The organism is Streptomyces noursei (assembly GCF_016917755.1).
GTDB lineage: Bacteria > Actinomycetota > Actinomycetes > Streptomycetales > Streptomycetaceae > Streptomyces > Streptomyces yunnanensis.
Window position 1 is genome coordinate 517,132 of record NZ_CP070326.1, and the last position, 19,558, is coordinate 536,689.

Consider the following 19,558-nt stretch of genomic DNA (forward strand, 5'->3'; position numbering starts at 1 on the left):
CGCACCGGGGCTCCGCGCCCCGTCGCCAGTCGCTACGCGACGCCGCCGGTGCCCGCCGCGCGCTCGCCCTCGGCCCGTCGGCGTCGGTATTCCGCCGCCCCGGCCTCGTAGGTGCGGTGTTCCCGGGCATGGTCCGGCGGCAGGTGCGGCGCGTCCGGCGAGGTGGTGGCGAAGAACCGCCTGAGTCCTTCGTTGGCGCCCACGGCCAGCTCTCCGGAGCGCCGGAACATCGTCGCCTCGTAGCGTGCGAGCGCATCGTCGATCGTGGCTTCTTCGGCAAGGGCGTGGGCGAGTTCCGCGCCGTCGAGCAGGGCGAGGTTCGTCCCATGGCCGCCGAAAGGGGCCATGAGGTGGGCGGCGTCGCCGATCAGGGTGACGCCGGGGACGGGGTCCCAGGTCAGCGGAGCGGGCAGGGCCCAGAAGGAGCGGGGGACGTAGTCGCCGTCGTTGTCGACGAGCAGCGGGCGCATCTCCGCGGACCAGTGGGCGAACTCCTGCAGGAGGTGGGGGCGGACGGCCGCGCGGTCGGTGAGGTCCAGGCCGGCCTTGTCGTGCCAGTCGGGCTCGGCGCGGAACGCCACGTAGCCGCGGACCACGCCGTTGCTGTTGCGCTGGACGATCACCGCGCGGCCGTCGTTGTCGTTGGCGAACATGTGCCCGTCGCCGACGATCGCCGCGATCTCGGGGTGTCGGGTATCGACGTCGTCGAACCTGGCGTCCAGGAAGGCGACGCCCAGGTACCGCGGCGCCGCGTCGGTGAGCAGGGGGCGCACCCGGGACCAGGCACCGTCGGCGCCGATGACGAGGTCCGCCTCCGCGCTGACGCCGTTGGCGAACTCCAGGCGGTGCACCCCGCCGCCGAGCGGCGCGACCCGGAGGAGCCGGTGTCCCCACCGGACGGTTCCCGGCCGCAGGTGGTCGTGGAGCATCGCCCGCAGTTGGCCGCGGTCGATCTCGGGCGCGGCCGTGTCGTCCTCGGCGGGGACGAACTCGGCGAGGACGGTGCCGCGGTGGTCTCGGCGGCTCTTGCCCTGCCCTTCGGTGCGCGCCAGCGCGGTGAAGGCATCCATCAGGCCGGCGTCTTCGAGAGCTATCTGACCGGCGTCGGCGTGCAGGTCGAGCGTGCCTCCCGGGTCCCGGGAGTCCACCGCGGTGTCCGCGTCGTAGACGGTCGGCTCGATGCCGTGTCCCTGGAGGACGCGTGCGCAGAGCAGTCCGGCCGGTCCGCCACCGATGATCGCGATGCGGGGGCTGGTCGTCATGGTTGGGCCCTTTCCCTTGCTCCGAGGTGCGGGTCACCCGCACTTCCACACTAGGTGCAACGAATGAGAAAGTGCAACTGATTCACTTTTTGTCTCGATCAACCCAAGGCCGCCCCCACCCCCACCCCACCCCCGTCGACATCCGTCGCCGCGCGCGCCCTCATCAACCGCAATTGATCAAGTAAATATTGACAGTCCAGGTTGAATATATTTAGCGTGCAGAACATGAGCGAGAGCATCGATCGCCTCCGCGCCGAACCGGCCGCACGGCCCCAGGGGGCCCAGACATGACGCGGCTCTCCTCGCGCATACGCGCGGCGCGGCACGCCACGGACCCCGACGGCTTCCGGCGGCAGTTGATCGCGCCGATGATCCTGGGCTCGATCCTGAATCCGATCAACTCGTCCATGCTCGCCGTGGCCCTGATCCCGATCGGGCAGGCATTCGGCGCCCCGCCCTCACAAACCGCCTGGCTGGTCTCGGCGTTGTACCTGGCCACCGCCGTCGGACAACCGGTGATCGGGCGCCTGGTGGACTCCTACGGACCGCGCCTGTTGTATCTGACGGGCACCGCGCTGGTGGGCCTGGCCGGCTTGTTGGGCGTGTTCGCCCCGAACCTGTGGGTGCTGGTCCTGTCCCGGGTGTTGCTGGGATTCGGGACGTCCGCGGCCTATCCGGCGTCGATGTTCCTGCTGCGCGCCGAGTCCGACCGGACGGGCCTGCGCAGCCCCAGCGGCATCCTTGCCGCCCTGTCGGTCTGCGGACAGGTCATCGCCGTGATCGGCCCGACCCTGGGCGGGCTGCTGATCGCCGCGGGCGGCTGGCACCTGATCTTCGGCATCAACGTGCCGTTGTCCGTGGCCTGTCTGGCTCTGGGCGCACGGTACCTACCGCGGTCGGCCGACCTGAAGGAGACTGCCGACGTGCAGGCGGCGCAGCGCACGGACGTCGCCGGGATGGCTCTCTTCGCGCTCACCCTGACCGCCTTCATGCTGTTCCTGATGGATCCGCGGGCCGCCAGCTGGTACCTGCCGCTGATCGGCCTGGCGGCGGGCCTCGCCTTCGCCCTGCGGGAACTGCGCACGTCCGAGCCCTTCATCGACCTGCGGGTGCTGCGCGGCAATGCTCCGCTGCTGGCCACCTACGGGCGTCAACTGCTGGCCTACACCACGGCCTACGCCTTCCTGTACGGCTACAGCCAGTGGCTGGAGGAGGGGCGGTCGCTCAGCGCCCAGTCGGCCGGGCTGGTGCTGTTGCCGATGTCGGCGGCGGCCGTGGCCATCACCGCGATCACCGGGCGGCGCGCCGCGGTGCGCGGCAAGCTCGTCGTCGGATCGGTGGTCCAACTCGTCGGCTGTGCGGCTCTGTTGCTCGCGGACGGATCGAGCCCGCTGTGGTTGCTGGCGCTCATCGGCGCCGTCATCGGCATCCCGCAGGGCCTCAACGGCCTGGCCAACCAGAACACCCTGTACGCCCAGGCGGATCCGGCCCGGATGGGCTCGTCGGCCGGGCTGCTGCGTACCTTCATGTACCTCGGCGCGCTGGCCGCTTCCGCCGCCAATGCCGCGTTCTTCCGACACGGCGCCACCACAGACGGGCTGCACCACCTCAGTTGGCTGTTGTTCGCCGTCGCCGCCGTGTTCCTCGTCGTCAGCGTCGGCGACCGCTCGTTGCACCGCATCGGCCGCCCTCCTGCCGCCGACGGCAACGCCTCCGACACGCTCCGGCCGCGCCGGGCCGGACGCTGATCCACCGTCCGCAGGCGGGCCCTTGGCGGTCCGCCCCCACCGACCACCACGCCTACCCCACGCCCCAGACGGCGACCCAACACACCGAAAGAGCACCGACCATGCCTGTCACCACCCTTGACCCCAGGACCGCCTTGGTCGTCATCGACCTGCAGAACGGACTCCGGGCCCTGCCCGGCACCCCGCACGCCATCGGCGACGTCATCGAGCGGACCGCACGGCTCGCCGAGTCCTTCCGCGCCCGTGCGCTGCCCGTCGTCCTGGTCCGGGTCACCTCCTCCCCCGACGGCGCCGACGCCACCCCGGGACGGGCCGAGACGCCCCGCCACAACCACGCCATGCCCGCCGGCTGGGACGAGATCGTCCCCGAACTCGCCGGCCGCCCTGGGGACATCACCGTCACCAAGCGCAACTGGTCGGCCTTCTACGGCACCGACCTCGACCTGCACCTGCGCCGCCGCGGCGTCACACAGATCGTGCTCACGGGGGTCGCCACCAGCATCGGGGTGGAGTCCACCGCACGTGCCGCGCACGAGCACGGTTACCACCTCACCCTGGCCACCGACGCCATGACGGACCTGGACGCGGACGCCCACCGGCACAGCACCGAGAAGATCTTCCCCCGCGTCGGCGAGCGCGGCACCACCGACGAGATCCTCGAACTGCTCGCCAAGACCCACGCCTGAACCGGCCACGCACGGCCGCTCCTCGCCCGCCACCCAGGCGTGGACGAGGAGCGGCCGCAGTGGGCTCGCTACCCCGTCGCGTCAAGGACCCCCGCCACCAGGTGGCGGGCGTATGCCGCGTCCAGGCCGCCGGGGCGGAAGAGGATGCGGTACATCATGGGGGCCACCACGTGGTCGATGACCGTCTCGGCTTCGGGTGCGCGTTCGCCGCGCGCGGCGGCCCGGGCGAGGATGACCTCGACCTGGTCGGCCGCGTAGGCCGAGCACTGGCCGGCGTTGCTGCCGTCCGGGTCGCCGAGCAGTGCGTCGCGGATGTACGCACGGCCGGACGGTGACGCCATCTCGTCGAGGAAGTGCTCGGCCCAGACCGTCAGATCGGAGGCCAGGCCGCCGTGGTTCTCCGGCGGCGCCTCCGGGCGCAGGCGCTCGACGGCCACGTCGGAGAGCAACTCCCGCAGATCGCCCCAGCGACGGTAGATCGTCGACGGGGTGACTCCGGCCCGCGCGGCGACCAGCGGCACCGTCAATGCATCGCGGCCCACCTCGGACTCCAGCTCGCGCACGGCGGTGTGGACCGCCTCCTGCACGCGGGCGCTGCGCCCGCCGGGGCGCGCCATCGGTCGGGGACTCATGTCACCACCTTAATCCTTAACGCAAAGCGGTTGCTTCTAGCGCGATGGCCCGCACCCCGCCTCAGGCCACCGGTGCGAGGGCACGGGCGGGCTCGGACTGCTCGTAGGCGTGCCCCACCCGCAGCAGCTCGAACTCCCCGAGGGGCGGCCCGAGCAGCTGCATGCCGATCGGCAGGCCCGCCCGGTCGTGGCCCACCGGTACGGACAGCGACGGCACTCCGGTGAGGTTGGCGGGCGCGGAGAGGCGCACATAGGCGTCGGAGACGCTCTCCACCGTGCCGTCGGGCCAGGTGATCGTGTCCTGGCCGGCCGGTACGGCGACGGTGGGCACGGTGGGCGCGGCGATCACATCGACCTCGTCGAACAGGCCCCTCCATGCCTGCTGCATCATCGTCCGCGCACGTTGGGCGCGCAGGTAGTCCCCGGCGGGCAGCAGTTCGCCGGCTTCGAGGAGCAGACGGACGTCCTCCGTGTAGCGGTCGGGGACCGTGCGCAAGGTCCGCTCGTGGTATGCGGTGGCCTCGGGAACCATCAGCCCCCACTGGGTTGCCCGGATGTAGCGCGTCATCGGGATCTCGATCTCGACGAGCCGTGCGCCGAGGTCTTCCAGCCGGTCGATGGCGCGCCGGACCGCGGTCTCGACGTCCGCCGTGACGTGGTCGAAGTAGTAGTTGCGGGGGACTCCGACGCGCACCCCGGTGAGATCGGTGCCGCGGGGCGGCCGTTGGTCGGCGGGATAGGTCACCAGCGAGGCGGGGTCGCGCGGATCGTGTCCGGCCAGCGCGGGCAGGACCAGGGCCGCGTCCTCGACGGTGCGGGTGAGGGGGCCGACGTGGTCCAGCGACCAGGACAGTGCGGTGACGCCGTGCCGGGGGACGAGGCCGTACGTCGGCTTCAGGCCGACGACCCCGTTGAGTGCGGCGGGTACCCGGATCGATCCCCCGGTGTCGGTGCCCAGGGCGAAGCCGGCGGCGCCGGCGGCCACGGCGACGGCCGATCCACCGCTGGAGCCACCGGCGACCCGGCTCCGGTCCCAGGCGTTGTGTGTCTGCGGGGTGATCAGGCCGTAGGCGAACTCATGGGTGTGGGTCTTGCCGACCAGCACCGCGCCGGCCGCCGCCAGGCCCGCGGCGACCGTGCTGTCGGTCTCCGCGCGGTGGCCGGACCGGACCCGTGAACTGGCCGTGGTCGCGGTGCCGGCGGCGTCGATCAGGTCCTTCAACCCCATCGGTATCCCGTGCAGCGGCCCGCGGAAGCTGCCGTCGGCGGCTTCCCGTTCGGCCGCGCGCGCGGAGCTGCGGGCCTGCTCGGCGGTCACTGCCACGTAGGCGTGCAGGTGCGGTTCGACCCGTTCGATGCGGTCGAGCACCGAGTCCACCAGCTCGACGGGCGACAGCCGTCGGGCGCGGATCGCCTCGGCCGCTTCGGTCACGGACAGCTCATACGGCTGCATCGGACTTCCCCTCCCCCGCGCGGTAGGAGGCGGCGGGCGGTGTGTCGGCGAAATCCAGTTCCCGCAGTACCGAGACGACGGCGTGGATGTGCTGGGCGGTGGCGGCCACCGCGGCGTGGCGGTCGGCGGGCAGCGGAAGTCCGGCATGCGCTGCCCAACGGGCGGCCTCCGGGGGCGCGAGGTCGGTGAGGGGATGGGACATGGGCGTCGTCTCCTGGTCTGGTCGGGGCGCGTCAGAGCTGGCCGTAACGGGCCGGAGGTGATCGGATCGGCGCAGTGCGTGCGGTGCGTTCCAGTGCGTGCGGTGCATCGGACCGCGACACCGGTGACCCACAGCTGCCGGAACTCCGACACACCAATTCCTAAACGCTAACTGTTTGCGTTAGCTGCACCATAGGTCCTATGGTCTCGTTAACGCAAACAGATTGCTTTTACGGCTCCGCCTCTCCCCATCAGTGCCGAACCCCACCACCCCCACCCCGCCGCGCGCAGGAGGAAACGACGATGCTCACCACCCCGCCCACCCAGTCGACCAACCCTCCCGCCGTCCCGTCCTGGACCGTGGGCGACCTGACCATCCACCGCATCGACGAGGTCGGCCTGCCGCCGGAGACCGGGACCTGGTTGCTGCCCGAAGCAACCCCGGAGGTGGTCACGCAACATGACTGGCTGCAGCCCGACTTCGCGGATCAGAACGGCGTGCTGCGGCTCGCCAGCCACAGTTTCGCGTTCACCCTCGGCGGCCTGCGGGTTCTGGTCGACACCGGGATCGGCAACGGGAAGACCCGGGCGAACCCCGCCTGGCACGACCTGCACACCGACTACCTCCAGCGCCTGACGGCCGCGGGATTCGCCCCGGATCTCGTCGACCTGGTCGTCCTGACCCATCTCCACGCCGACCACGTCGGCTGGAACACCCAAGCACACGACGGCGCCTGGGTCCCCACCTTCCCCAACGCCCGCTATGTCGTCTCCCGCGCCGAGCGGGAGTTCTGGGCCGGATACGCCATGGACGAGCCGCGTCGGCAGATGTTCCGCGACTCGGTGCACCCGGTCGAGGACGCCGGACTGCTCGACCTCGTGGACGTTCCGCCCCAGGGCATCGACATCGCCGCCGGTCTGCGCCTGGTCCCCACACCGGGGCACACCCCCGGCCATGTCGCGGTCGGGATCAGCAGTCACGGCGCCTCGGCGCTGATCACCGGCGACTGCCTGCACCACCCCGTCCAGTTCGCCCACCCCGCTCTCGGCAGCTGCGTCGACATCAACCCCGAACAGGCCCGGGCCACCCGCCGCTCGCTGCTCTCCTCACTGGCCGGCAGCGAAACGACGCTCCTGGGGACCCACTTTCCCCCGCCCACCGCGGGCCGCGTGATCGCCGACAAGGACGCCTACCGGCTCGCCCCGATCGCGGCAGTCACACCGCCCACGGTGTGAGGCAGGCACCGGAGCCTGCGAACCAGCTCGACCCGGCGGGCCATCAGGTACTGGTGCGGAGCGATGCCGAAGGCCGCGCCGAACGCCCGCACCAGGTGGGTGGGATGGGCGTGCAGCAGCCTGGCGGCCTCGTCGAGGGAGACCCCCGGGCGCAGCCGGTCGTCGAGGAGGTCGTGCGCGCCGTCCCGGGCGATCAGCTGGATCTGGTGGGCCTGGCCGTCTACGGGCCGCGGAACGCGGTCGACAAGGTGATCAAGGGCGCCCGGATGCATCCGTGAGACGGCTCGCCGCGCGGTGCTCGGTGCCGGCCGGGCCCGCCGGCGGCTCGCGCGGCGACCCGCACGTCTGACGAGCCCCCATGCGGTCCGGCCGTTGTGTGGCCGGTTGTCGCTGCTGGCCGTCCGGTGCCGTACCGGGGTGTCGTCCCAGGCGTTACGCTCACGGCATGGTCACGGCGCGGTCGCCCCTCGGCATGCGGCGGACTCGCCGCTCGGCGGGTCCGGTGCGACTGCTGTGCCTGTTCGCGGCGCTGCTCGCCCTCGTGCTCATGCACGGGCTGGGCGCCGAGAGCGGAGCGGGCCATGTCTCCGCCCCGGTCGCCGAGGCCGGGCACCCGCCGTCCGCCGGCAAGGTCACGGTCGCGACGGTGCCGGGCGGGTCGGTGGCCCAGCCCGGTCAGCGGCACGACGAACGGCCGGACGGCCATCCTTCGGGTTCCTGCCTGTCCGGACAGCCTCCGCAGGGAGCGGGGCTGACCGCTCCCCACCAGTCTCCGCTGGACCGTTGCGCCGCTGCGCCGACCACCGGGATCCAGCGCGCCGTTGAGGCGCACGCAACGCACTCCATGACGCCGTCGCAGGCTGCCACGGCACGCACCGCGGTTCTGTTGATCTAGGGCCTGTCGTCAAACTCCCGTCTGCCGGTCGTCGCCCGTCAGAAGCGCCCTAGGCCCTAGCTGTTCTGTCCGGGCACGGCCGGCTCCGGCACCCCGCTCCGGTCCCGTCCCGGCGCTCCGCCCGGGCCGATGGGTCCTGCCCCGATGCGCGCCCGCGCGGCGCCGCCGGGCACGCCCCGGTTCGCCGCGCCCGTCCGGCCGTCCGCTCCCCCGTCGGGCCGGCCGCCGGGTGCGTCACGCCCTCAACGATCCGCCCGCCGCCGCGTGTTGTCGCGCCGACGGCCGTCCGTGCACGGAGGCACTGTGCCCCACCCCCGACTTCGCGGTCCGGTCCTGCGCCCGTTACCGCTCGTCCTCATCGGCGGGCTGCTGTTGCTGGCGCTGGGGTGTCCGTTCGATGCGGTCGCCGCACACCGCACCGCGCCCGCCCCCTCCGCCACCGGCGCCCGTTCGGTCCTCGGCCCCGCGGCTCCGGGCGGTCCGCGGGCGGACGCCGTCGACGCGTCGCGCGCCGCGCCGTCCTGCCACGCGCCGGAAGCGGTCGCGGCCCTCGCGCCGCAGAACCAACGCCCCGGGCCCCGCCCGGCGGACCGGAGCCCCCAGGACGGGTGCGTGCCGGCGGCGGTGGCCGTGCCACCGGCCGGCCGGTTGGCGCGCGGTCCGGACGGCGACGAGCCGGGCGGCCGATGTCCCCTCTCCGTCACCTGCCGGTGGCGCATCTAGAGGCCGCCCCGCAGCCTCCGAGCCGGCCGGCTGCCGCGTATCGCGACCGGCGGGACCGGGCCCGTGCGCCCAACCCGCCTGCCCGGCACGCGAGATGAGCACATGACGCACTCCGACGAACGAGAAGACGCCATGACCTCTCTGCTCAGCACCAACGCTCCCCTCGCCCGCCCGTCCCTCCCCGGACTGGTCGGCAACACCCCCCTGCTGCACGTCTCCGAACCGCTCTGCCCGCCCGGCACCGGCTTCTGGGCCAAGCTGGAGGGATTCAACCCCGGCGGCATCAAGGACCGGCCGGCCCTGCACATGGTGGAACGGGCCAGGGCACGCGGCGATCTGCGCCCCGGCGGCCGGATCATCGAGTCCACCAGCGGCACGCTCGGCCTGGGGCTCGCCCTGGCCGGCATGGTGCACGGCCATCCCGTCACCCTGGTCACCGACCCCGGTCTGGAGCCGTCGATGGCACGGCTGTTGACGGCGCACGGGGCCCGGGTGGACATCGTCACCGAGCCCCATCCGACCGGCGGCTGGCAGCAGGCCCGCCGCGACCGGGTCCGTGCCCTGCTCGCCGAACACCCCGGTGCCTGGTGCCCCGACCAGTACCACAACCCCGACAATGTCGCCGCCTACACCCCGCTCGCCCTGGAACTCGCCTCCGGACTCGGCCACATCGACGTCCTGGTGTGCAGTGTCGGCACCGGCGGGCACTCCGCCGGCCTCTCCGGGGTGCTGCGCAGTCTCTATCCGGCGCTGCGGGTGGTCGGTGTCGACACCGTCGGTTCGACGATCTTCGGCCAGCCGGCCCGCCCGCGGCTGATGCGCGGGCTGGGGTCGAGCATCTTCCCCCGCAACGTCGCCTACGACCGCTTCGACGAGGTCCACTGGGTGGCGCCGGCCGAGGCCGTGTGGACCTGCCGGCGCCTGGCCGCCTCGCACTACGCCACCGGCGGGTGGAGCGTGGGCGCGGTCGCGCTCACGGCGAGTTGGCTGGCCCGCACCAGCGGCCCGGGCACCCGCATCGTCGCGGTCTTCCCGGACGGCCCCCAGCGCTATCTCGAAACGCTCTACGACGACCGATACTGCGCGGAGCACGGCCTGTTGGACGCTCCGCCGGCCGCCGCACCGGAGGTGATCGGCCGGCCGGACGAGAAGGAGGTCACCCGCTGGACCCGCTGCACGACCGTGGTGGATCCGCTGTCGCTCCGGGCCGGCACGGAGTCCGCGCCCGAGGGCGGTGCGGCCCGGTGAAGGAGGTGCTCCGCCAGGCTCGCTCCTACGACCGGAGCGTGCAGTTGCTGCTGCTCAACCAGTTCACCATCAACCTCGGCTTCTACATGCTGATGCCGTATCTGGCACAGCATCTGTCGGGGACGCTCGGACTGGCCGGGTGGACGGTCGGACTGGTGTTGGGCGTCCGCAACTTCAGTCAGCAGGGGATGTTCCTGCTGGGTGGGACGCTCGCCGACCGGCTGGGCTACAAGCCGCTGATCGTCGCCGGCTGCCTGCTGCGCACCGTCGGGTTCGCGGCGCTCGGGCTGGTGGACTCCCTGCCGGCGCTGCTCGCGGCGTCCGCGGCCACCGGATTGGCCGGTGCGCTGTTCAACCCGGCGGTGCGCGCCTACCTGGCCGCCGACGCGGGTGAGCGCAGGGTGGAGGCGTTCGCCCTGTTCAACGTCTTCTACCAGGCCGGAATCCTGCTCGGTCCGCTCGTCGGCATGGTCCTCACCGGCCTGGACTTCAAGGTGACCTGCCTGGCGTCGGCCGCGGTCTTCGCGCTGCTGAGCGCGGTGCAGATCCGTGCCCTGCCCGCCCGCCGTGGCGACGCGGGCGGGCGGGCGTCCGAGGGCCGCGAGGGCGTGCTGCGCCAGTGGCGCGGGGTGCTGGCCAACCGTCCGTTCGTGCTGTTCTCCGGCGCCATGATCGGCTCCTATGTGCTGTCGTTCCAGGTGTATCTGGCACTGCCGCTGGAGGTCCGACGGCTGGGCGGCAACGGGGAGTTCGGCACGGTGGCGGTCGCGCTGCTCTTCGCCGCGTCCGGGCTGGGCACGATCTTCGGCCAGACCAAGGTCACCGCCCGGTGCCGGGCCCGCCTGGCCCAGGGGCAGGCACTGGCCTGGGGCCTGACGGTGATGGGCGTCGCCTTCGTACCGCTGTTGGCGGCGAGTGCGGTGCCCGTGCCGGGCGAGGGGATCGGGCGCTGGGCGCTGGCCGCCGGGCCGCCGGTGGTGGCCGCGCTGCTGCTCGCGCTGGGCACGATGATCACCTATCCGTTCGAGATGGACACCATCGTCCGGCTGTCCGGCAACCGGCTCGTCGCCACGCACTACGGGCTCTACAACACCCTGTGCGGCGTGGGCATCACCGTGGGCAATCTGCTGACCGGGGCGGCGCTCGACGCCGCTCGGGCGGCGGGCCTGTCGGCGCTGCCGTGGCTCGCCCTGACGGTCCTGGGCCTGGCCTGCGGTGCGGCGCTGTACGGCCTGCACCGCACCGGCCGGATCGCCGCGGGCGGCCCGGCGGCGCGCCCGGTGACGGCCTGACATCACGGGGGTGGGCGGCTCGTGCCGCCCACCCCCATCCGCCGGTCGAGGGCGCGTCCGGGGCCGCGGTCCCGCCCTCGGCCGGACCGCGGGCGCACCATGGAAGGACACACGAGGCAGGGGGGTTGAGCTGGGAGTCCGCCGGTGGCACGTGGACGGTTGCGGATCTTCCTCGGGGCCGCCCCCGGGGTCGGCAAGACGTACGCGATGCTCGCGGAGGGGCAACGGCTGCGGGCATTGGGCACGGAGGTCGTGGTGGGCTTCGTCGAGCCGCACGGCAGGCGGCCGACGGCGGCCATGGCCGAGGGGCTGGAGACGATCCCCCGGCGCGCGCTGCGGCATCGCGGGGCGCAGTTCACCGAGATGGATCTGGACGCGGTGCTGGCCCGCAGCCCGCAGGTGGCGCTGGTCGACGAACTCGCCCACTCCAACGTCCCGGGGACCCGCAACGCCAAGCGGTGGCAGGACGTGGAGGAGCTCCTGGACGCCGGCATCGACGTCGTCACCACGCTCAACGTGCAGCACCTGGAGTCGTTGAACGACGTGGTCCGGCAGATCACCGGAGTGCGGCAGCGGGAGACCCTGCCCGACGAGGTGGCGCGCCGGGCGGACCAGATCGAGCTGGTCGACCTGCCGCCGGAGGTGCTGCGCCGGCGGATGGTGCACGGCGACATCTACCCGGCGGACCGCATCGAGTCCGCCCTCACCCACTACTTCCGGGTCGGCAACCTCACCGCGCTGCGGGAGATCGCGCTGCTGTGGCTCGCCGACCGGGTGGAGGAGGGGCTCCAGCGGTACCGCGCCGAGCACGGGATCGTCGCCCCGTGGGAGACCCGGGAGCGCATCCTGGTCGCCCTCAACGGCGGCCCGGAGGGCGAGACGCTGATCCGGCGGGCCGCGCGGATCAGCGCCCGCACGCCGGGCACGGAGTTGCTGGCGCTCCATGTGGTCCCGGAGGACGGGCTGACCCGCGTCGACCCGTCGGTGCTGGACGCCCAGCGCACCCTGCTCGAATCGCTCGGCGGCAGCTTCCACCAGACCACCGGCGGGGATGTGGTCGAGGCGCTGTTGCAGTTCGCGGAGGCGGAGAACGTCACCCAGATCGTGCTGGGCGCGAGTCGGCGCGGCCGGGTGGCGTCGCTGCTGCGGGCGGGCGTGGGCGAGCGGACGATCAAGGGGTCCGGCCCCATCGACGTGCACATCGTCACGCACGAGGAGGCGGCGGCGTCCGCCGCGCTGCGGCTGCCGCGACCGGGCAACGGCATGGGTCCGCGGCGTCTGGGTGCCGCCGCGGCCAGCGCGGTGGTCCTGCTGCCCCTGTTGACGCTGCTGCTCACCGTGGTGCGGGGCCCGATGGGCCTGGCCGGCGCCCTGGTGCTCTATCTGCTGGTGATCGTGGTGGTGGCGTTGGTGGGCGGGGTCGTGCCGGCGTTGCTGGCCGCGGTCGCCGCGGCGCTGCTGGCGGACTACTCCTTCATCGCCCCGGTGCACTCCTTCGACATCGAGCGTCCCGACGAGATCGTCGCGCTGGTCGTGTTCGTCGTCACGGCCGTGCTGGTCGGGACCGCGGCGGGGGCGGCGGCCCGGCACACCCGGCAGGCCGCGCGGGCGATCGCGGAGGCCCGGACGCTGAGCCGCCTGGCCGCGGGCGTGCTGCGCGGCCAGGACCTGCCGGCGCTGGTGGAGATGATCCGGGAGAACTTCGGGCTGAGTGCGGTGAGCCTGCTCGAACGGGACCCCCGGGCATCGCCGGTGCCGCGCTGGTACGTGGTCGCCAGCGCCGGCGACCACCCGCCGGAGCGGCCGTACGAGGCGGAGGTGGAGAGCCCGGTGGACGACCTCCTGACGCTGGCCGCCCGGGGGCCGGGGCTGAGTTCGCAGGACCGGCGGCTGCTCGACGCGTGCGCCGCCGAGCTGGGGCTCGCGCATGCCCGGGGCAGGATCGCCGGGCCCGCCGGCGTCGGCGATCCGCTCGCCGACGCCGAACGCACCCGGGCCTCCCTCCTGCTGGCCGCCGGCCGCGATCTGCGCGCGCCGCTGCGCACCGCCGAGGACGCGCTGGGGCGGCTGCGGCGGCGCGGCGGTGAGCGGGCTCCGGACGAGCGGCGGCTGCTGGAGACCGCACGCGCGGCCGTGCACCGCGCGGCGCAGCTCGTCACCGACCTGGACGACCTGAGCCGGCTGCACGCCGGGGCGCTGGACCTCTACCTCCGCCCGGTCGATCTGAACGAGGCGTGGGGCGCGGCGCTGGACGACCTGGGGCCCGGTGGCCACTCGATCGTGCTGCGGCTGCCGGCGTACCTACCCGATGTGATCGCCGACGCCGCGCTGCTCACCCGTGCGTTGACCGCTCTGGCGGCCGATGCGCTGCGCCACAGCCCGCCGGGCCGGCCGCCCGTGGTCACCGCGGAGACCCACGACGGCCGGGTGGCGATCCGGGTGGCGGACGGGTCCGGTGGCGAGGGTGCGGCGCTCGCGGGGCGGTCCGGTTCCCGTGCCGACAGTCTGGCGCTGCGGCTCTCGCGCGACCTGGCCGAGGCGATGGACGGGTCGCTGCGGACCTCCGGCAGGGGGTCGGCCTTCACGGTGACGCTCAGCCTGCCGAGCTCCGCGCCCGGACGTCCCCGGCGCGGCAAGCGGCCGGCACGCCCGACCTGATATACCGTCAGAAATTGGCATATACCTACATACCGGACGGGACGAGTCTCCCGCCCCTGACGACTTGCGGGGTGCCGCACCCATGTCGGACGTTGCCTATGTCGGCCTGACGGCCGCGGTCTTCGCCCTGATCGGCCTGGCTGCCAAGGGGGTCGGACGCCGGTGACCGTGGAGAACATCATCGGTCTGATCGTCGCCGCCGGGCTGGTGATCTACCTCATCCTCTGCCTGATCTTTCCCGAGAAGTTCTAGGGAGCTCCCGGATGGGCGACACCGCGGCCGGCTGGCTCCAAGCAGCCGTCCTGGTCGCGGCGCTGGCGCTCTCGCACCGGCCGCTGGGCGGCGCCCTGGCGCACGTCCTGACCACCGACCGCCACTGGCGGATCGAGCGCCTGGTCTACCGGGCGGGCGGGGTGAACGGGGACGCCGACCAGCGGTGGCCGGCCTATCTGCGCAGCCTCCTGGCCTTCTCCTTCATGTCGACGCTGTTCCTGTACGCGTTCCTGCGGCTCCAGGACCATCTCCTGCTCTCCCTGGGCCGCAAGCCGGTTCCGGCGGACCTGGCGTTCAACACCGCGGCGTCGTTCGTCACCAACACCAACTGGCAGGCGTACGCCGGCGAGGCGACGATGGGCCACCTCGTGCAGATGGCCGGGCTGGCGGTGCAGAACTTCGTCTCCGCGGCCGTGGGCATCGCCGTGGTGGCCACGCTGATCCGCGGCTTCACCCGGAAACGCACCGATCGCGTCGGGAACTTCTGGGTGGACCTGACCCGGCTGGTACTGCGGGTGCTGCTGCCGATCTCCTTCGTCTTCGCGGTCGTGCTGGTGGCCGCCGGCGTCATCCAGAACTTCCACGGGGCCCATGCCGTCGCCACCCTCGCCGGCGGCCGGCAGAACCTGCCCGGTGGGCCGGTCGCCTCGCAGGAGACGATCAAGCTGCTGGGCACCAACGGCGGCGGCTTCTTCAGCGCCAACTCCGCGCATCCCTTCGAGAATCCCAGCGGGCTGACCAATCTGATCGAGATCTATCTGCTGCTCGTGATCCCGTTCTCGTTGCCGCGGACCTTCGGGGCGATGGTCGGCGACGTCCGCCAGGGCTACGCCGTCGTCACCGTGATGGTGCTGCTCTGGGCCGCCTCGGTGGTCCTGGTGACCGCCAACGAGCTGTACCGCGTCAGCAGTCCGGCCGGGCACGCGGCCGGGGCGATGGCGGAGGGCAAGGAGACCCGGTTCGGCATCTGGTCCTCGGCGCTGTTCGCGGTCTCGACCACCCTCACGTCGTGCGGAGCGGTCAACTCCGCCCACGACTCGTACACTCCGGGCGGCGGCGGAATGACGATCTTCAACATGATGTTGGGGGAGATCGCGCCCGGCGGCACCGGCTCCGGGCTCTACGGGATCCTGATCCTGGCGGTGGTCGCGGTCTTCGTCGCCGGGCTGATGGTCGGCCGCACCCCGGAGTACCTGGGCAAGAAGCTGCGCGGCCAGGAGATGCGGTACGCCTCGCTCTACATCCTGACCACGCCCGCGCTGGTCCTCGTCGGCGCGGGACTGGCCATGGCCTTCCCCGGAGAGCGGGCGGCCATGCTCAACCCGGGGCCGCACGGCTTCTCCGAGGTGCTGTACGCACTGACGTCGGCGGCCAACAACAACGGCTCGGCGTTCGCCGGGTTGAGCGCCGACACGGTCTGGTACAACACGGGCCTCGGCGTGGTGATGCTGCTGGGCCGGTTCCTGCCGATGGTGTTCGTGCTGGCGCTGGCCGGCTCGCTCGCCGGGCAGCAGCCGGTGCCGGTCACCGCGGGCACCCTGCCCACCCACCGGCCGCAGTTCATCGGGCTGTTGACCGGGGTGATCCTGATCGTGGTCGGTCTGACGTACTTCCCGGCGCTGGCACTGGGGCCCCTCGCGGAGGGTCTGCGCTGATGTCCTCGCCCGCCGTTCCCGCCGCCACCCCGCCGAGCACCGGCCGCCCACCCCGGCGGGTCGCGGGCGGGCTGCTGGACCCCCGGCAGCTGGTCCGCTCCCTCCCCGACGCGCTGCGGAAGCTGGATCCCCGGGTGATGCTCCACAACCCGGTGATGTTCGTGGTGGAGGTCGGGGCGGCGCTGACCGCGCTGTCGGCGATCCGGACGCCCGGCGTCTTCGCCTGGGTGATCACGGTCTGGCTGTGGCTGACGGCCCTCTTCGCCAATCTCGCCGAGGCGGTGGCGGAGGGCCGCGGCAAGGCCCAGGCGGCGGCGCTGCGACGCGCCAAGACCACGACGACGGCCCGCCGGCTCACCGACTGGCGGCCCGGCGCGACCGACCCGGCCGAGGAGGAAGTTCCGGGCACCGCACTGCGGTTGGGCGACCACGTGGTCGTCGAGGCCGGTCAGCTCATCCCGGGCGACGGTGATGTCGTCGAGGGCATCGCGAGCGTCGACGAATCGGCCATCACCGGGGAGTCGGCGCCGGTGATCCGGGAGTCGGGCGGCGACCGGTCGGCGGTCACGGGCGGCACGAAGGTGCTCTCGGACCGGATCGTGGTCGAGATCACCGCCAAGCCCGGGGAGACCTTCATCGACCGGATGATCGCCCTGGTCGAGGGCGCGGCCCGGCAGCGGACGCCGAACGAGATCGCGCTCAACATCCTGCTCGCGTCCCTCACCATCATCTTCCTGATCGCCGTGGTCACCCTCCAGCCGTTCGCCGTCTTCGCCGGCGCCGAGCAGACCCTCGTCATCCTCGTCGCCCTGGTCGTGGCGCTCATCCCCACCACGATCGGCGCGCTGCTCCCGGCCATCGGCATCGCCGGCATGGACCGACTCGTCCAGCGCAACGTGCTGGCGATGTCGGGGCGCGCGGTGGAGGCCGCGGGCGACGTCAACACCCTGCTGCTGGACAAGACCGGCACCATCACCCTGGGCAACCGGCAGGCCGCGGCCTTCCTGCCGGTGCCCGGGGTGAGCGTCGAGGAACTCGCCGACGCCGCCCAGCTGTCCTCCATCGCCGACGAGACACCCGAAGGCCGGTCCATCGTCGTCCTCGCCAAGGAGCAGTACGCGCTGCGCGGCCGGAGCGAGGGCGAACTGGACGGGGCCGCCTTCGTCCCGTTCACCGCGCAGAGCCGGATGAGCGGCGTCGACCTCGACGACCCGCGGGAGCGCCGCTCGCTGCGCAAGGGCGCGGCGACCGCGGTGATGCGCTGGGTCCGCGACAACGGCGGGCACCCCACCGCGGATGTCGGGCAGCTCGTCGACGGCATCGCCGCGAGCGGCGGGACGCCGCTGGTCGTCGGCCAGGTGACCCGGCGCGGCGGGGCGTCGGACGCCCGCGTGCTGGGCGTCGTCCACCTCAAGGACGTCGTCAAGGAGGGCATGCGCGACCGGTTCGACCAGCTGCGCCGGATGGGCATCAGGACCGTCATGATCACCGGCGACAACCCGCTCACCGCCCACGCCATCGCCCAGGAGGCAGGCGTGGACGACTTCCTCGCCGAGGCCGCCCCCGAGGACAAGATGGCGCTGATCCGGCGGGAGCAGGAGGGCGGCAAACTCGTCGCGATGACCGGCGACGGGACGAACGACGCCCCGGCACTGGCCCAGGCGGACGTGGGCGTGGCGATGAACACCGGCACCTCGGCCGCCAAGGAGGCCGGGAACATGGTCGACCTCGACTCCAATCCGACCAAGCTCATCGAGATCGTCGAGATCGGCAAGCAACTCCTCATCACCCGGGGCGCGTTGACCACCTTCTCGATCGCCAACGACGTCGCCAAGTACTTCGCGATCATCCCGGCGATGTTCGCCAGCGTCCATCCGGGCCTGGACCGGCTCAACATCATGCGGCTGCACAGTCCGGCCTCGGCGATCACCTCCGCGATCGTCTTCAACGCGCTGATCATCGTCGCGCTGATCCCGCTCGCGCTGCGCGGGGTGCGCTACCGCCCGTCCTCCGCCTCCGAACTCCTCGGCCGCAACATCTGGCTCTACGGGCTCGGCGGGCTCGTCCTGCCGTTCCTCGGCATCAAACTGCTCGACCTGCTCATCCAGTTCATCCCCGGACTGCGCTGACCGGCCGACGACGAGACAAGAGGGGACCCATGGCGCGCACCACCCTTCCCACCGCACTCCGCCACCATCTGGCGGCACTGCGGATGCTGCTCGCGCTCACCGTGATCACCGGCGTCGGCTACCCCCTCCTCGTCACCGGCATCGCCCAGGCCGGCCTCTCCGAACAGGCCAACGGCTCCCTGCTGACGACGCACGGCACCGCGGTGGCCTCGCGCCTGATCGGCCAGAACTTCGCCCTCCCCGCGCGCCACCCCGGCGACCCGCACGAGGTTCCGCGCCCCGACCCCGGTTGGTTCCAACCCCGGCCGTCCGCCGGGGGCTACGACCCCGGCAACTCCGGCGCCAGCAACCTCGGCCCCACCAATCCGCTGCTCACCGCGACCGTCCGGGCCCGCCGCGCCGCGCTCGCCGCGTTCGACGGCGTGCCCCCGGCGGCCGTCCCCGCGGACGCCGTCACCGGCAGTGGCTCCGGCCTCGACCCGGCGATCTCCCCGGCCTACGCGTACCAGCAGGTCCGACGCGTGGCGCGGGCCCGCCGCCTGACCCCCGCCCGGGTCCGGCGCCTGGTCACCCGTCAGCTGCACGGGCGGGACCTGGGCTTCCTCGGCCAGCCGTACGTCAACGTCGTCGAGCTGAACCAGGCGCTGGCGGAGGAGGCACGTCCGGGGCCGCGCCGGCCTCAGGCGCGCACCGGGCTGACGGACTCGTAGGCCGCCCCCACCTGGTTGGCCAGCGTCACCGCGACCAGCCGGGCGGCGAGCGGCGGCGTGGCGCCCGGCGCACCCTGGAGCAGGAACCGGCCGTGGAAACGCCCACCGCGGCTGACCCGCAGCTCGACCTCGTCCGGCGGCAGCCCGTCCCGGTCGGCGTCCCAGTGGCGGCGGCCCCAGGCGATCGAGCCGTCGTCCATCAGCCGGGGCGGGTGTCCGATCAGCGTGCCGTACTCGAACCGGCAGCCGCTCAACCCCAGCAGTCCCACCAGCTGCCGCCGCACGTGGTCGACCACGGCGTCCGGGCCGGCCGCGCTCTCGACCAGCCGGGCGGTGTGGTGGATCTGTGCCAGGTAGTCGTCGTCGGTGATGGCGATGACCTTCAGCTCCCGGGTGCGGGCGGCGAGCTGGGAGACCGCGACGCCCACGGCGAGCAGCAGCACGGCGGTGACGATGTCGGCGGACTTGGTGATGGCGAACCGTTCGTAGGGCCGGGTGAGGAAGAAGTCGAACCACACCGCGGCGGACAGTGCGGCCAACGCGCCGGCCGGGCGGTGCCCGAGCACGGCGACGGCCACCACCACGACGACGAGCACCAGCGCCGCGTTGGTGTTGGACATCCGGTCCCGGAAGGGCAGCAGCAGCGCGCAGACGGCCGGCGGGAGCACCAGCGCGGCGGCGAGGGCGACCGGGTCGCGGGTGAGGTAGCGCAGCATGGAAGGTCACCTCCACCTCAGGTGTAGCCGCCGGCACGCGT

17 protein-coding genes and 1 pseudogene are annotated in these 19,558 nt (G+C 72.8%); 13 read left to right on the forward strand and 5 right to left on the reverse strand.

The window, feature by feature from the left end:
* Nucleotides 1–32 precede the first annotated feature (32 nt).
* Nucleotides 33–1,262 (reverse strand): FAD-dependent oxidoreductase, encoded by a 1,230-nt coding sequence (locus JNO44_RS02045; protein ID WP_205360811.1) that lies wholly within the window; start codon nt 1,260–1,262, stop codon nt 33–35.
* 287 nt (nt 1,263–1,549) lie between these two features.
* Between JNO44_RS02045 and JNO44_RS02050 the strand changes: the two genes are divergently transcribed.
* Nucleotides 1,550–3,010, forward strand: coding sequence for an MFS transporter (locus JNO44_RS02050; RefSeq protein WP_240167373.1), 1,461 nt, complete (start codon nt 1,550–1,552; stop codon nt 3,008–3,010).
* Between the two features lie 101 nt (nt 3,011–3,111).
* Nucleotides 3,112–3,696: a hydrolase gene (locus JNO44_RS02055; RefSeq protein ID WP_205360813.1), complete on the forward strand. Its 585-nt coding sequence runs from the start codon at nt 3,112–3,114 to the stop codon at nt 3,694–3,696.
* Between the two features lie 68 nt (nt 3,697–3,764).
* Here JNO44_RS02055 and JNO44_RS02060 read toward each other — a convergent pair whose 3' ends face one another.
* From JNO44_RS02060 to JNO44_RS02070, 3 genes are all read right to left on the reverse strand, one after another.
* On the reverse strand, nt 3,765–4,328 hold the full coding sequence (locus JNO44_RS02060; RefSeq protein WP_420882606.1) for a TetR/AcrR family transcriptional regulator: 564 nt from the start codon (nt 4,326–4,328) through the stop codon (nt 3,765–3,767).
* 61 nt (nt 4,329–4,389) lie between these two features.
* Nucleotides 4,390–5,781 carry an amidase gene (locus tag JNO44_RS02065; RefSeq protein WP_205360814.1) on the reverse strand — a complete coding sequence of 464 codons (1,392 nt, stop codon included), beginning with the start codon at nt 5,779–5,781 and terminating at the stop codon, nt 4,390–4,392.
* A complete protein-coding gene (locus JNO44_RS02070; protein ID WP_205360816.1) occupies nt 5,768–5,983 on the reverse strand; it encodes a hypothetical protein in 216 nt (71 codons plus the stop codon). The genes JNO44_RS02065 and JNO44_RS02070 overlap by 14 nt, the downstream gene beginning before the upstream one ends.
* 302 nt (nt 5,984–6,285) lie before the next feature.
* Between JNO44_RS02070 and JNO44_RS02075 the strand changes: the two genes are divergently transcribed.
* The 11 genes and pseudogenes from JNO44_RS02075 to kdpC all read left to right on the forward strand — a co-directional run bounded on the left by JNO44_RS02075 (nt 6,286) and on the right by kdpC (nt 18,801).
* Nucleotides 6,286–7,218, forward strand: a complete 933-nt coding sequence (locus JNO44_RS02075) for an MBL fold metallo-hydrolase (RefSeq protein WP_205360818.1) — start codon at nt 6,286–6,288, stop codon at nt 7,216–7,218.
* A gap of 173 nt (nt 7,219–7,391) precedes the next feature.
* Nucleotides 7,392–7,496: pseudogene (locus JNO44_RS02080) on the forward strand (DUF2000 family protein); the annotation flags it as partial.
* Between the two features lie 167 nt (nt 7,497–7,663).
* Nucleotides 7,664–8,113: a hypothetical protein gene (locus JNO44_RS02085; RefSeq protein WP_205360820.1), complete on the forward strand. Its 450-nt coding sequence runs from the start codon at nt 7,664–7,666 to the stop codon at nt 8,111–8,113.
* A gap of 303 nt (nt 8,114–8,416) precedes the next feature.
* The gene (locus tag JNO44_RS02090) at nt 8,417–8,836 is read left to right on the forward strand and encodes a hypothetical protein (protein ID WP_205360822.1); all 420 of its coding nucleotides are present in this window, start codon (nt 8,417–8,419) and stop codon (nt 8,834–8,836) included.
* 132 nt (nt 8,837–8,968) lie between these two features.
* Nucleotides 8,969–10,084 (forward strand): PLP-dependent cysteine synthase family protein, encoded by a 1,116-nt coding sequence (locus JNO44_RS02095; RefSeq protein ID WP_205369338.1) that lies wholly within the window; start codon nt 8,969–8,971, stop codon nt 10,082–10,084.
* On the forward strand, nt 10,081–11,376 hold the full coding sequence (locus tag JNO44_RS02100) for an MFS transporter (RefSeq protein ID WP_205360824.1): 1,296 nt from the start codon (nt 10,081–10,083) through the stop codon (nt 11,374–11,376). Before JNO44_RS02095 ends, JNO44_RS02100 begins: the two co-directional genes overlap by 4 nt.
* Before the next feature lie 144 nt (nt 11,377–11,520).
* A complete protein-coding gene (locus JNO44_RS02105) occupies nt 11,521–14,034 on the forward strand; it encodes a DUF4118 domain-containing protein (protein ID WP_205360826.1) in 2,514 nt (837 codons plus the stop codon).
* A 162-nt stretch (nt 14,035–14,196) separates the two neighbouring features.
* A complete protein-coding gene (gene kdpF / locus JNO44_RS02110; RefSeq protein WP_039639302.1) occupies nt 14,197–14,286 on the forward strand; it encodes a K(+)-transporting ATPase subunit F in 90 nt (29 codons plus the stop codon).
* Between the two features lie 11 nt (nt 14,287–14,297).
* On the forward strand, nt 14,298–15,962 hold the full coding sequence (kdpA, locus tag JNO44_RS02115; protein WP_205360828.1) for a potassium-transporting ATPase subunit KdpA: 1,665 nt from the start codon (nt 14,298–14,300) through the stop codon (nt 15,960–15,962).
* On the forward strand, nt 15,962–18,091 hold the full coding sequence (gene kdpB / locus JNO44_RS02120; RefSeq protein ID WP_205360830.1) for a potassium-transporting ATPase subunit KdpB: 2,130 nt from the start codon (nt 15,962–15,964) through the stop codon (nt 18,089–18,091). The genes kdpA and kdpB overlap by 1 nt, the downstream gene beginning before the upstream one ends.
* Before the next feature lie 29 nt (nt 18,092–18,120).
* Complete coding sequence (kdpC, locus tag JNO44_RS02125) at nt 18,121–18,801, forward strand: potassium-transporting ATPase subunit KdpC (protein WP_205360832.1); 681 nt, start codon at nt 18,121–18,123, stop codon at nt 18,799–18,801.
* Here kdpC and JNO44_RS02130 read toward each other — a convergent pair.
* The gene (locus JNO44_RS02130) at nt 18,771–19,517 is read right to left on the reverse strand and encodes a DUF4118 domain-containing protein (protein WP_205360834.1); all 747 of its coding nucleotides are present in this window, start codon (nt 19,515–19,517) and stop codon (nt 18,771–18,773) included. The genes kdpC and JNO44_RS02130 overlap by 31 nt on opposite strands.
* Nucleotides 19,518–19,558: the final 41 nt, after the last annotated feature.